Genomic DNA, 12,807 nt, shown 5'->3' with positions numbered 1-12,807 from the left:
CAGATGGATTCCCGCCTGCGCGGGAATGACGACAAGCAGATTAATGCGTTCTGCAAACAAAAGTTTCCCAAACGATTTTTGATCCGACTTCCCAACCCCTTGTTTACAGAAAGGCCGTCTGAAAACTTTTTCAGACGGCCTTTCCCGCGTCAACCCCATACGGGCAAACAGTACGGCACTTCAGCCGGACAACGGCACTTTCCCTACCGTCATGCCCGCGCAGGCGGGAATCCACAGCCACAGCCATACCGGCTCCAACCGACGGCAAATATCCGCGGTTTCTTAAATTCAAAAACGGATTCCCGCCTGCGCGGGAATGACGGTCTTCCACACTTTGCCCGACAAATAAACACTTTGTCCAAAAAGGATTGTTCACACAATTTTTAACAGGCCGGCTTCCCGAACCTCTGTTTGCAACAAGGCCGTCTGAAAACTTTTTCAGACGACCTTTCACCGCATCCCGTCAAATCCCGAAAAAGCCCATCTTCACCTGAATCAGTTTTTCCAACTCGCGCAATACGCGGCGGCGGGAAACGAAGAAAATCAAGTGGTCGCCGTCGGCCAGCACCGTGTCCTCCTTATGCCCCATCACCACTTCTTCCCCGCGCACGATGGCGGCGATGTGGCAGCCGTGCGGCCAGTTTACATCGTTCAGACGGCGTCCGATGATGGCCGACGTGTTTTCGTCGCCGTGAACGATGACTTCGATGGCTTCGGCCGTACCGCGCCGCAGCGGATGCACGGCTTCGATGTCGCCGCTGCGGATGTGGGCGAGAATGGAACCGATGGTGGCCATATGCGGCGAGACGACGATGTCGATTTTGTTGCCCTCGAGCAAATCCACATAGCTCGATCGGTTGACAATCGCAATCACACGTTTCGCACCGCGGTTTTTGGCCAGCAAGCTGGCCATGATGTTGTTTTCGTCGTCATTGGTCAGCGCGCAGAATACGTCGATTTCGTCGATGTATTCTTCGTCGAGCAGGGTTTCGTCGGTGGCCGTACCCTGCAACACCAGCGCGTTGTCCAGATTTTCCGCCAGCCACGCCGCGCGGTTGGGGTTGTTTTCGATGATTTTGATGTCGAACCCGCTTTCAAGCTGTTTGGCCAGGCGGTAGCCGATTTTGCCGCCGCCCGCAATCATGATGCGCCGGTTGCGGGCTTCATACGGCCTCAACTCGCGCATGATGGCGGAAATGTTTTCGGTGCTGGCGGTAAAAAACACTTCGTCGCCTTCGATAATCACGGTTTTCGCCGAAGGCACAATCAGGCGGTTGTTGCGGTAGATGGCGCAAATCTGGCAGTCGACCCCGTCGGGCAGGTGGCTGTTGATGCGCGAAATTTCGGTATCCACCAGCAGCCCGCCTTTGCGCGCCTGCACGATCACCATACGCACGCGGTCGTCGGCAAAACGCAAAACCTGCAAAGCGCTGGTATGGCTCAGCAGGCCGACAAGCTGTTCGGTAACGAGCTGCTCGGGGCTGAACGATTCGGTGATGCTGAACACGTCCAGCCCGTTGCCGGTTTCCCCGTTTTCGTCGTTACGGCCGTATTCGAGATATTCGGTGGAACGCACGCGGGCGATACGGCCGGGAATGTTGAACAGGTCGGCCGCGATTTTGCAGGCAACCATATTGGTTTCGTCGCTGCGCGTGAGCGCGAGCAGCAGGTCGGTATCGGCCGCGCCCGCCTGTTCGAGCACAAACGGCGACGCGCCGTTGCCGTGCATCGTCCGCACGTCGAGCTTGCTGCCGATATTGTGCAGCGCGCGCTCGTCGGTATCGACGATGGTTACGTCGTTGTTGGGCATTTCGGCAAGGTTTTTCGCAACGGTGGATCCAACCTGCCCGCTGCCGAGAATCAGGATTTTCATAAGCCGCAAAACTGTTTGCAAAGGTTTATTGTAAGGCAATACGGAACAGGCCGTCTGAAAAATCTGGCCGCCGCCCCATCCTTGTTTTGAAAAAATAAATCGAATTTCCGATTTTTATTTATATATAAAATTTTACTTGCCGCTCGATTTCAAACTACATTCGACTACACAAGAAAAACATACCACAGGAGAACCACCATGACCTACCCATCCGCAGGCCTGCGGTTCCGCCAGGCCGTTCAAGAATCCCATCCCCTTGCCGTCGTCGGCTGCATCAACGCCTATTTCGCCCGTCTCGCCACCCACAGCGGCTTCAAAGCCGTTTACCTTTCCGGCGGCGGTGTCGCGGCGTGTTCGTGCGGCATTCCCGACTTGGGCATCACCACCATGGAAGACGTGCTGATCGACGCGCGACGCATCACCGACAACGTCGACACCCCGCTTCTGGTCGACATCGACGTCGGCTGGGGCGGCGCGTTCAACATCGCCCGCACCATCCGCCAGTTCGAACGCGCAGGCGTGGCCGCCGTGCACATCGAAGACCAGGTGGCGCAGAAACGCTGCGGCCACCGCCCCAACAAAGCCATTGTTCCGCAAAGCGAAATGGTCGACCGCATCAAAGCCGCCGTCGATGCCCGCGTGGACGAAAACTTCGTCATCATGGCGCGCACCGACGCTTTGGCGGTGGAAGGGCTGGACGCCGCCATCGAGCGCGCGCAGGCCTGCGTGGAAGCGGGTGCGGACATGATTTTCCCCGAAGCGATGACCGAGCTTTCCATGTACAGACAGTTTGCCGACGCGGTGAAAGTGCCCGTTTTGGCCAACATCACCGAATTCGGCGCCACCCCGCTCTACACGCAGCAGGAGCTGGCCGACAACGGCGTGAAGCTGGTGCTCTACCCGCTTTCCACCTTCCGCGCCGCCAGCAAAGCCGCGCTCAACGTGTACGAAGCGATTATGCGCGACGGCACGCAGGCCAACGTGGTCGACACCATGCAGACCCGCGCCGAACTCTACGAACATCTCAACTACCACGATTTCGAGCAGAAGCTGGACAAACTGTTCAGCAAATAACCCGTTTCAGACGGCTCCACGGCTGCCGCCCCGCGCGGCAGTCGGGGATACGTATCGCTGCACGCAGGCCGTCTGAAAGCCTGCCTGAAAACAGCCGCCGTAGGTCGGGCATTCATGCCCGACAGCAAAACGGCACACGGAACAAAGTAACGTCGGGCATCCATGCCCGACCTACAGAACCCTCCCCCGCGGGATGAAGAAACAGCTTGCCGAAAAACGCAAACTTTTCAGACGGCCCGCACCCTTTCCCGCAAGCTCCGCACCATGCAGACGGCGGCGGACTTGTATGCAGCACCCTGCCGTCTGCACCATAAGTCCAACCAACAGGAGAAACCCCATGTCAAACGAAACCCAAACCCCCGCCGTCAAGCCCAAAAAATCCGTCGCCCTCTCCGGCGTAGCCGCAGGCAACACCGCGCTGTGCACCGTCGGCCGCTCCGGCAACGACCTCAGCTACCGCGGCTACGACATCCTCGACCTCGCCAAACACTGCGAATTCGAAGAAGTCGCCCACCTGCTCATCCACGGCCACCTGCCCAACAAATACGAGCTGGCCGCCTACAAAGAAAAACTGCAATCCCTGCGCTGCCTGCCCGTGCGCGTCATCAAAAACCTCGAAAACCTGCCCGCGCACACCCACCCGATGGACGTTTTGCGCACCGGCGTATCCATGCTCGGCTGCGTCCACCCCGAGCGCGAAAGCCAGCCCGAAAGCGAAGCGCGCGACATCGCCGACAAACTCATCGCCTGCCTAGGCAGCGTCCTGCTCTACTGGTACAACTACTCGCACAAAGGCAAAACCATCAGCGTAGAAAGCGAAGAAGACAGCATCGGCGGCCACTTCCTGCACCTCCTGCACGGCAAACGCCCCACCCCCTCGCAGGTCAAAGCCATGCACATCTCATTGATTTTATACGCAGAACACGAATTCAACGCCTCCACCTTCACCAGCCGCGTCATCGCAGGCACCGGTTCCGACATCTACTCCTGCATCACCGGCGCCATCGGCGCGCTCAAAGGCCCGAAACACGGCGGCGCCAACGAAGTCGCCTACGACATCCAGAAACGCTACCGCAACGCCGACGAAGCCGAAGCCGACATCCGCGAACGCATCGGCCGCAAAGAAATCGTCATCGGCTTCGGCCACCCCGTGTACACCGTGTCCGACCCGCGCAACGTCGTCATCAAAGAAGTCGCCCGCGACCTGAGCAAAGAAGCCGGCGACATGCGCCTGTTCGACATCGCCGAACGCCTCGAAACCCTGATGTGGAACGAGAAAAAAATGTTCCCCAACCTCGACTGGTTCTCCGCCGTGTCCTACCAAAAACTCGGCGTACCCACCGCCATGTTCACCCCGCTCTTTGTGATTTCGCGCACCACCGGCTGGAGCGCGCACGTCATCGAACAACGGCAGGACGGCAAAATCATCCGCCCCAGCGCCAACTACACCGGCCCCGACGATCTGCCCTTCCTGCCCATGAACGAGCGTTAACACCAGCGGGCGTCAAGCCGCTTTCAGACGGCCTTTCCCGCAAAGGCCGTCTGAAAAACACCAATGCCAACCCACGTAGATAACCTGTTTGATTGCTATGGTACATTGGTTTCAACATATAAGGGTGGGTGTCAACCCACCATCCCCCTTCCCCGCAGGAGAGGGAACAAGGTTGGCGGAACACCAAACTTTTCAGACGGCCTAAAACCATTTAGAGCAAATGCCTGTCTGAAAAACTTCGGCAGACCGGTTAAAAACAAAACGGTGGGTTGACACCCACCCCGCAAACCGTAGGTCGGGCATTCATGCCCGACGCAAACCCTGATACAGAACAAAACATAGTCGGGCACCAATGCCCGACCTACGAATATGAAACCGAAGCCTGTTTTCAGGCAGCCCGAAAAACCTTTCAACCAAACGACAAACCCCATGAACCCACAACGCCGTGCCTACGCCGCCGAACTTTACCAAAGCTACCGCCGCGACGATGCCGCCCAAGCCGACCGCCTGAACCGCTGGCGCAGCATCGAACCCGAATCCGCCGAACTGCTCGCCATCCTGATACTGGCGAAGCAGGCCAAGCGCATCCTCGAAATCGGCACCTCCGGCGGCTATTCCGCCCTGTGGCTGGCCGACGCCGCCGAACAAACCGGCGGACACCTGACCTCGCTCGAAATCGAAGAAGCCCGTCGGCAAACCGCCCTCGGCCACCTCGAAGCCAACGGCCTGACTGGCCGCGCCACGCTGCTGTGCACCGACGCCGCCGATTTCCTGCAAAAGCACGCCGAGCCGTACGACTTCATCCTGCTCGACGCCGAACGCCCCGCCTATCCCGCCTACTGGCCGCATTTGACACAATGCCTGTCTGAAAAAGGCGCGCTGCTGGTCGTGGACAACGTCGTTTCACACGGCGGCCAAGTGCAGGAATTTATCGCGCTGGTGCAGGCGGATGAGCGCTTTGAAAGCACCACCCTGCCCACAGGCGCAGGTCTGCTGCTGGTCACACGGAAATAAATACCCGGCCTGCGGAGCTTTTCAGGCAGCCCAAAAACAAAAAACCGCGGATTTACCCCCATCCCCCGAACCGAAACACACAATGCCTGTCTGAACATACGGTACGGCGGGTCCACACCCGCCCCGACAAACAGAAACATCCGCAACCACCCAACGGAACAAACCCATGGCTTTTGAATTCCATTACAGCAAACCGCGCTACCTGATACAGGCACTGGGCTGCACGGCCATGCTCGTTTTCGTCGGAGGCTTCGCCTACGGAAGCGCCGGCCTCTACACCCTGCCCGACGGCGGAGGCATGCTGACCGTACTGCGCGTCTTTTTCGCCGTTCTCATACTGCTTGCCGCCGCCGTCGCACTGTACGGCCTCGTCCAAGCCGTAACCGTGGTTGCAACGTCCGCCCCCGCCGTTTCCTGCGACGGCCAAACCATCAGGCTGGGACGCAAACACCGGTTTGACTGGCCGCAAATCGGCCACATCGAATACGTCGTACGCAAACGCAACACCCGCACGGAAGACATCGCAGGACGGCGACAGCTCCATTTCCTGTACGTCCAACCCCAGCAAGGCCGCAAAGTCAAATTCGACATCAGCTTTCTCGACGCACCGCCTGACGAAATTGTCCGCAGCATCCACCGCGCCGCGCCCCACATCCACATCAAAGGCTGGCATCCGGACCTCTAACGGAACCGTGTGAAGCAGACGGAATAACGGTAAAAAACAGGAAACCGACGGCACACCGCCCAACACCCGAGGCCGTCTGAAAAACACAAATGCCTGTCTGAAAACTTTCAGACGGCCCGAAAACAAAAAGCCGCGGGTTCACACCCGCCCCGCAAAACCGAAAAACCGATGCCTGTCTGAAAACCCGGACAGCCCGAAAACATGAAAATCGAGTTACACACCCGCCTGCCCTGCACCGCAGACGAAGCCGTCCGCCAAGTGAAAAAAACCAAGCTGCTGCTGCACATCGCCGCGCCGCTCATCCGCTTCGCGCCGCACCGTCCCGCGATCCTGCCCGAGCATTGGCAGCCGGGCACCTACCTGCTCGACATGAAACTGTTCGGCATCCTGCCGCTGGGCAGGCAGGCCGTCGTGATTTCCTATCCGCAAACCGACGGCTGCTTCACGCTGCTGGACGACGGCCACAGCGCGCTGGTCAAAACATGGCGGCACCGCATCACCGTTACGCCGCAGCAGGAAGGCTGTCTGTACCGCGACAGCGTGGAAATCGACGCAGGCATCCTCACCCCCGCCGTCGACCTGTTTGCCGAACGGTTTTACCGCCACCGTCAAAAACGCTGGCGGCAACTGGCCGAAACCCGTTTTGCGGATTTGGACGGGTGAGCGGATGTTCGGACGTTTTTTCAGACGGCCTCAACCGTCAAAACGAATGCCTCTCTGAAAAACATTCGGGCCGTCCGAAACATTCCGGCAGCCTGAAAATGCAAAACGGCAAAACGGCGGGTTCACACCCGCCCCACGAAAAAACCCGTCAGGTCGGACATTCATGCCCGACCTGCGGCAGCCGCAAACGGTTTTCAGGCAGCTTTGAAGTACAATCCGAGAAACCTGAACCGAAGGAAAATCTCATGACTCTACACACCGCACTCATCACCGGCGGCGGCTCGGGCATCGGTCTCGCACTCGCCCGCCGCTTCCATGCCGCAGGCCACCGCGTGATTTTGGTCGGCAGGCGCGCCGAAGTTTTGCAGAAAGCGGCGGCGGAGCTTTCCGGCGCACGTTACGAAACCGCCGACATTACCCTGCGCGAAGACCGCGAACGCCTGTTGCGCAACCATCCCGACGTATCCGTACTGGTCAACAACGCCGGCATCCAACTGAACCAGCCTTTCGCCGCACAAAGCGAAGCCGACATCCGGCACGAACTGGACACCAACCTGCTGGCCCCCGTGCTGCTCACACACGCCTTTTTGCCGCAACTTACAGCTCAGCCGAACGGCGCAGTGGTCAACATCACATCAGGACTGGCACTCGTACCCAAAGAAGCGGCCGCACTCTATTGCGCGGGCAAAGCCGCCCTGCACAGCTTTTCGCAAACCCTGCGCTGGCAGTTGGAAGGTACATCCGTGCGCGTTTACGAACTCATGCCGCCCTTGGTGGATACCGCGATGACCCACGGACGCGGCAAAGGCAAAATCAGCCCCGACGCGCTCGCCGAAGAATTCTGGCACGCCTTTACCCGCGAAAAATACGAAATCATGGGCGGCAAAACCAAACTGCTTCACCTGATTAACCGCATCGCCCCGGGCTTGGCGCAAAAAATCATGCGCAAAGGGCTGTGAGCCGTCCCGCTCAAATAGGGTGGGTCAATCGGAAGGAACGGAAGAGAACTTGGCAGGTCAGACACCAAACTTTTCAGACGGCCTCAACCGTCAAAACGAATGCCTGTCTGAAAAACATTCCGGCAGCCTGAAAATGCAAAACGGCAAAACGGTGGGGTCACACCCGCCCTACGAAAAAAAACCGTAGGTCGGGCATTCATGCCCGACAAGGAAAAACCCATTGAAAACCGACGCAACGGGGCTGCGGATACGCAAAGCAGAACAGGCCGTCTGAATGCAACCCGGTGCAAACATACAAAAACGGTGCGTACCCTTGGCTGCCTGAAATCCTGAGAAACGGAGGTTTGATGAACAAATACTGGCACTCCATCTGGTTTTGGCTTGCGGCAACCAACGCCGTTTACCTGCTGATGCTGTTTTACACGCTGCCCGAACTGAGCCGTTTTTCAGACGGCCTGACCCTGCCCGATATGCTGGCGGGCGGTTACGGCAGCGAATATCTGCAAACGTATGCCGACCGTTTGGGGGCAGAGGGCAGGCGGTTTTTCCTGTACCGGCAGATGGCCGCCGACATGGTTTACCCTGCCCTGTTCGGCTATACCTATTCCCGTCTGACCGGATTGCTGTCTGCGGGAGTACGCCTTCCGGCCATGCTGTCGAAACGGCTGCCGCTGCTGCCCGTTGCCGCGGCGGTGTCGGACTATCTGGAAAATTTCTGCGTGATTGCGGCGGTGTCCGCCCATCCCGAAACACCGCAGCTTGCTGCGGCAGCCGCCCCGTTTTTTACCGTCGCCAAATCCGCAGCCGGAATGCTGACGTTTACCGTGTTGGCAGTGCTGCTGGTGCGGCGGTTGGCCGGCAGGATGCGGAAACTTTAACTAAGGCCGTCTGAAACCATGCACATGAACCAAGACTGGAATCCGCAACACTACCAGCGTTTCGAAAAAGAACGCAACCGCCCGCCGGCCGAGCTGCTGGCGCGGATTGCACACATCAAGGCGCGGCGGATAACCGATTTGGGCTGCGGCTCGGGCAGCAGCACCGCCCTGTTGCGCCGAGCGTGGCCGCAGGCGGACATCACGGGCGTGGACAGTTCGCCCGCCATGCTCGCCGCCGCGCGGGAAAAATTGCCCGACTGCCGTTTCGTATTGCAGGATTTCCATGACTGGCAGCCGGAAACGCCGCAGGACATTGTGTTCGCCAACGCGTCGCTGCAATGGTCGGACACGCCGCAAACGCTGCTGCCGCACCTTATCCGCCAATTGGAACGGGGCGGCGTGCTGGCGGCGCAGATGCCCGACAATTTGGACGAACCTTCGCATCTGCTCATGCGCGAAACCGCCGCCCTGCCCGAATGGCGGCACCTGACCCAAACCGCCGACAGCCGTCCGCCCGTGTGGGAGGTGCGCCGTTATTACGACCTGTTCGCGGCGCAAGGCTGCGAAGTCGATATTTGGCGCACGGTGTACTACCACGTTTTGCCCGACGCCGAGGCCATCGCCGATATGTTCGCCGCCACCGCGCTGCGCCCCTATCTGGCCTGTCTGGACGAAGCGCAGCAACGCGGATTTATGCAGGCATACATCGAGCAGTTAAACCAATACTACCCGCGCCGGCACGACGGCAACGTGCTGCTCGCACTGCCGCGAATGTTTATCGTGGCGCACAAAGGGCAGGCCGTCTGAAACGCGGGTAGCTTGAACATACAAAACGGCAAAACGGTGGGTTCACACCCACCCTACGAAAAACCCCGTAGGTCGGGCATTCATGCCCGACGGAATGAAGCGGCACTAGGCAATGTCGGGCATCAATGCCCGACCTACGAAACTTATTGGACACCGTAAGATTGAACAAGGAGACAATCATGACCATGCAAGAAGACGACCGCACCATACTGCTCGGTATGGTGGAAGAAATGACCCGAGCCAAGAATGCAAACGAACTGATGCGCCATTGGGCGCAGGACGTGCTGCATTTTGATACCGCCGCCCGCTGTTTGGAAGGCAGCGGTGCTGCCCGCGCCGAAATTGCCGCGCAGTTTGCCCAAATCAGCAACAGCGGGGCAACCATCCAAAGCAGCCGTTGTTTTATCGGCGGCGGTGTCGGCGTGGTGGCCGGCATTCAGAACGTATGGGTGCAATGCGCCGACGGCGGCAGGCAGGAAATGACCGTGCGCCAAACCGACTGTTTTGAAAAACGGAACGGACAATGGCAGCTGGTACACGAACACATCTCGCTGCCTGTCGGCGATGCGGCGGCATTGTTGGGCGGGGAAGCATCATGAACGGCTGGCTGATTGCCGCAGGGCTGCTTATCCTGCTTGCCCAGCCCGTGCATATGTTCATCGGCGACAAGGAATACCGCCGCCTGCGCCCCGAACGCGACGACACGCCGCATTTCGCCTACTGGCTGTGCGGCCGCGCTTCGTTTCAGATGGTAAGTGCCGATTTGCTGCTCTCGGGCGGCTGCATCCTGCTGACGGGCTTGGACTTATTGCCGTACAGCACCGCGCTGATCGGTTTTTTCACGCTACTGTACGCCGCCTACGCCGTTTTCTGGTTCGGCACCCTTGCCGTCTCGCGCGCGCCTGCCGTGCAATACGGCAAACAGGGGCAATGGCTGCTCTTTTGCGTGATTACCGCGCTGCTGGTGTCGGGAATAAAAACAGCCGCGTAGGCCGGGCATTGATGCCCGACCTACGGACTTTTCAGACGGCCTGAGTTGTAAAGCAAATGCCTGTCTGAAAAATACAGACTGAACATACGAAAAGGCGGGTACCCCGTCCTACCCGCAACCCCGTAAGGTGGCCAACCCGCCACCGATTCCCTTTCAGGCTGCCTGAAACCTGATTTTCAGACGGCCTTGCAGCCTGAAAACCGTTACCGAACCCAAGGCCGTCTGAAAAACCTGTTGAACAAGAAAAACATTTTTTAAGGAGCAACGCCATGACCACCAACGCGATTTACCGCAAACCCCTGCCCAACAGCAATCTGGAATACTTCGACGCGCGAGCGGCGTGCGAAGACATCAAGCCGGGTTCTTACGACAAGCTGCCGTACACCAGCCGCATTTTGGCAGAAAATCTCGTCAACCGAGCCGATAATGTAGATAAGACTACATTGCAATCTTGGCTCAAGCAATTGATTGAAAACAAACAGGAAATCGATTTTCCGTGGTTCCCTGCGCGGGTGGTTTGCCACGATATTTTGGGGCAGACCGCGCTGGTGGACTTGGCGGGTTTGCGCGATGCGATTGCGGAAAAGGGCGGCGACCCGAGCAAGGTGAATCCGGTGGTGCAGACGCAGCTCATCGTCGACCATTCGCTGGCGGTGGAGTGCGGCGGCGACGATCCCGATGCCTTCCGCAAAAACCGCGAAATCGAAGACCGCCGCAACGAAGACCGTTTCCACTTTATCAATTGGACGAAAACCGCGTTTGAAAATGTGGACGTGATTCCGGCGGGCAACGGCATCATGCACCAAATCAATTTGGAAAAAATGTCGCCGGTGATTCAGGTGAAAAACGGCGTGGCTTTCCCCGATACCTGTGTCGGCACCGACTCGCATACGCCGCATGTGGACGCGCTCGGCGTGATTTCGGTGGGCGTGGGCGGTTTGGAGGCCGAAACCGTGATGCTGGGACGCGCTTCGATGATGCGCCTGCCGGACATTGTCGGCGTGGAGCTGACGGGCAAACGCCAGCCGGGGATTACCGCTACCGATATCGTGCTCGCGCTGACCGAATTTTTGCGCAAAGAGCGTGTGGTTGGTGCATTTGTCGAATTTTTCGGCGAAGGCGCGCGCAGTTTGTCCATCGGCGACCGCGCGACGATTTCCAATATGACTCCCGAATTCGGCGCGACGGCGGCGATGTTCTCGATTGACGAACAGACGATTGCCTATCTGAAACTGACCGGCCGCGACGATGCGCAGGTGAAACTGGTGGAAAACTATGCGAAAACCGCCGGCTTGTGGGCGGACGCGCTTGAAACCGCCGTTTATCCGCGCGTGTTGAAGTTCGATTTGTCCACCGTGGTGCGCAACATGGCCGGGCCGTCCAACCCGCACGCGCGTTTCGCTACTACCGATTTGGCCGCCAAAGGCTTGGCGCAGCCCTACGAAACACCTTCAGACGGCCTGATGCCCGACGGCGCGGTCATCATTGCCGCGATTACCTCGTGCACCAACACCTCCAACCCGCGCAACGTGGTGGCCGCCGCGCTGCTCGCCCGCAACGCCAACCGCTTGGGCTTGACGCGCAAACCGTGGGTGAAATCCTCGTTCGCACCCGGCTCGAAAGTGGCGGAAATCTACCTGAAAGAAGCGGGGCTGCTGCCTGAAATGGAAAAACTCGGCTTCGGCATCGTCGCCTTCGCCTGCACCACCTGCAACGGCATGAGCGGCGCGCTCGATCCTAAAATCCAGCAGGAAATCATCGACCGCGACCTTTACGCCACCGCCGTGTTGTCAGGCAACCGCAACTTCGACGGCCGCATCCACCCCTATGCGAAACAGGCTTTTTTGGCATCGCCGCCGCTCGTCGTCGCCTACGCCATCGCAGGCTCAATCCGTTTCGACATCGAAAACGACGTACTCGGCGTTTCAGACGGCCGCGAAATCCGCCTGAAAGACATCTGGCCGACCGACGAAGAAATCGACGCCATCGTCGCCGAATACGTCAAACCGCAGCAGTTCCGCGACGTGTACGTCCCCATGTTCGACACCGGCAAAGCCGAAAAAGCCCCGAGTCCGCTCTACGACTGGCGGCCGATGTCCACCTACATCCGCCGTCCGCCCTACTGGGAAGGCGCGCTGGCAGGCGAGCGCACCTTAAAAGGCATGCGCCCGCTGGCGATTTTGCCCGACAACATCACCACCGACCACCTGTCGCCGAGCAACGCCATCCTGCCCACCAGCGCGGCAGGCGAATACCTCGCCAAAATGGGCTTGCCCGAAGAAGACTTCAACAGCTACGCCACCCACCGCGGCGACCACCTGACCGCCCAACGCGCCACCTTCGCCAACCCCAAACTCTTCAACGAAATGGT

Annotated in this window: 12 protein-coding genes; 11 read left to right on the top strand and 1 reads right to left on the bottom strand. The window is 58.9% G+C overall.

Going from position 1 to position 12,807, the window contains the following annotated elements; genetic code table 11:
* Positions 1-463 precede the first annotated feature (463 nt).
* Entirely contained in the window at positions 464-1,873 is a 1,410-nt protein-coding gene (gene trkA, locus ACEYDX_RS06700; protein ID WP_373741246.1) for a Trk system potassium transporter TrkA, read from the bottom strand.
* Positions 1,874-2,071: 198 nt separating this feature from the next.
* On the opposite strand from trkA, the gene prpB reads away from it, so the two are divergent.
* From prpB to acnD, 11 genes are all read left to right on the top strand, one after another.
* Positions 2,072-2,947: a methylisocitrate lyase gene (prpB, locus tag ACEYDX_RS06695; RefSeq protein WP_373741245.1), complete on the top strand. Its 876-nt coding sequence runs from the start codon at positions 2,072-2,074 to the stop codon at positions 2,945-2,947.
* Between the two features lie 337 nt (positions 2,948-3,284).
* Entirely contained in the window at positions 3,285-4,439 is a 1,155-nt protein-coding gene (prpC, locus tag ACEYDX_RS06690; protein WP_373741244.1) for a 2-methylcitrate synthase, read from the top strand.
* 429 nt (positions 4,440-4,868) lie between these two features.
* Positions 4,869-5,453 (top strand): O-methyltransferase, encoded by a 585-nt coding sequence (locus ACEYDX_RS06685; RefSeq protein ID WP_373741243.1) that lies wholly within the window; start codon positions 4,869-4,871, stop codon positions 5,451-5,453.
* 166 nt (positions 5,454-5,619) lie between these two features.
* Positions 5,620-6,138, top strand: a complete 519-nt coding sequence (locus ACEYDX_RS06680; protein WP_373741242.1) for a hypothetical protein — start codon at positions 5,620-5,622, stop codon at positions 6,136-6,138.
* A 201-nt stretch (positions 6,139-6,339) separates the two neighbouring features.
* Complete coding sequence (locus ACEYDX_RS06675; RefSeq protein ID WP_373741241.1) at positions 6,340-6,801, top strand: hypothetical protein; 462 nt, start codon at positions 6,340-6,342, stop codon at positions 6,799-6,801.
* A 245-nt stretch (positions 6,802-7,046) separates the two neighbouring features.
* Positions 7,047-7,760, top strand: coding sequence for an SDR family oxidoreductase (locus tag ACEYDX_RS06670; protein ID WP_373741240.1), 714 nt, complete (start codon positions 7,047-7,049; stop codon positions 7,758-7,760).
* A gap of 347 nt (positions 7,761-8,107) precedes the next feature.
* A complete protein-coding gene (locus tag ACEYDX_RS06665) occupies positions 8,108-8,638 on the top strand; it encodes a hypothetical protein (RefSeq protein ID WP_373741239.1) in 531 nt (176 codons plus the stop codon).
* A gap of 18 nt (positions 8,639-8,656) precedes the next feature.
* Positions 8,657-9,445, top strand: coding sequence for a trans-aconitate 2-methyltransferase (gene tam / locus ACEYDX_RS06660; protein ID WP_373741238.1), 789 nt, complete (start codon positions 8,657-8,659; stop codon positions 9,443-9,445).
* A gap of 179 nt (positions 9,446-9,624) precedes the next feature.
* Entirely contained in the window at positions 9,625-10,044 is a 420-nt protein-coding gene (locus ACEYDX_RS06655) for a nuclear transport factor 2 family protein (protein WP_373741237.1), read from the top strand.
* Positions 10,041-10,436, top strand: coding sequence for a hypothetical protein (locus ACEYDX_RS06650; RefSeq protein ID WP_373741236.1), 396 nt, complete (start codon positions 10,041-10,043; stop codon positions 10,434-10,436). Before ACEYDX_RS06655 ends, ACEYDX_RS06650 begins: the two co-directional genes overlap by 4 nt.
* A gap of 269 nt (positions 10,437-10,705) precedes the next feature.
* Positions 10,706-12,807 (top strand): Fe/S-dependent 2-methylisocitrate dehydratase AcnD (gene acnD, locus ACEYDX_RS06645; protein ID WP_373741235.1); only part of this gene is annotated, 2,102 nt, incomplete at its 3' end.

This window comes from Neisseria sp., assembly GCF_041804105.1.
In the GTDB taxonomy this organism is placed as follows: domain Bacteria; phylum Pseudomonadota; class Gammaproteobacteria; order Burkholderiales; family Neisseriaceae; genus Neisseria.
The sequence above is the reverse complement of the archived record's forward strand: the minus strand, read 5'-3'. Positions and strand labels throughout refer to the sequence as shown.

What these genes read in the sequence shown, in the direction of transcription:
- ACEYDX_RS06665 (WP_373741239.1), top strand. Translation starts at nt 8,108, where the DNA reads ATGAACAAATACTGGCACTCCATCTGGTTTTGGCTTGCGGCAACCAAC.
- ACEYDX_RS06650 (WP_373741236.1), top strand. Translation starts at nt 10,041, where the DNA reads ATGAACGGCTGGCTGATTGCCGCAGGGCTGCTTATCCTGCTTGCCCAG.
- prpC (WP_373741244.1), top strand. Translation starts at nt 3,285, where the DNA reads ATGTCAAACGAAACCCAAACCCCCGCCGTCAAGCCCAAAAAATCCGTC.
- trkA (WP_373741246.1), bottom strand. Translation starts at nt 1,873, where the DNA reads ATGAAAATCCTGATTCTCGGCAGCGGGCAGGTTGGATCCACCGTTGCG.
- ACEYDX_RS06680 (WP_373741242.1), top strand. Translation starts at nt 5,620, where the DNA reads ATGGCTTTTGAATTCCATTACAGCAAACCGCGCTACCTGATACAGGCA.
- ACEYDX_RS06685 (WP_373741243.1), top strand. Translation starts at nt 4,869, where the DNA reads ATGAACCCACAACGCCGTGCCTACGCCGCCGAACTTTACCAAAGCTAC.
- tam (WP_373741238.1), top strand. Translation starts at nt 8,657, where the DNA reads ATGCACATGAACCAAGACTGGAATCCGCAACACTACCAGCGTTTCGAA.
- prpB (WP_373741245.1), top strand. Translation starts at nt 2,072, where the DNA reads ATGACCTACCCATCCGCAGGCCTGCGGTTCCGCCAGGCCGTTCAAGAA.
- ACEYDX_RS06655 (WP_373741237.1), top strand. Translation starts at nt 9,625, where the DNA reads ATGACCATGCAAGAAGACGACCGCACCATACTGCTCGGTATGGTGGAA.
- ACEYDX_RS06670 (WP_373741240.1), top strand. Translation starts at nt 7,047, where the DNA reads ATGACTCTACACACCGCACTCATCACCGGCGGCGGCTCGGGCATCGGT.
- ACEYDX_RS06675 (WP_373741241.1), top strand. Translation starts at nt 6,340, where the DNA reads ATGAAAATCGAGTTACACACCCGCCTGCCCTGCACCGCAGACGAAGCC.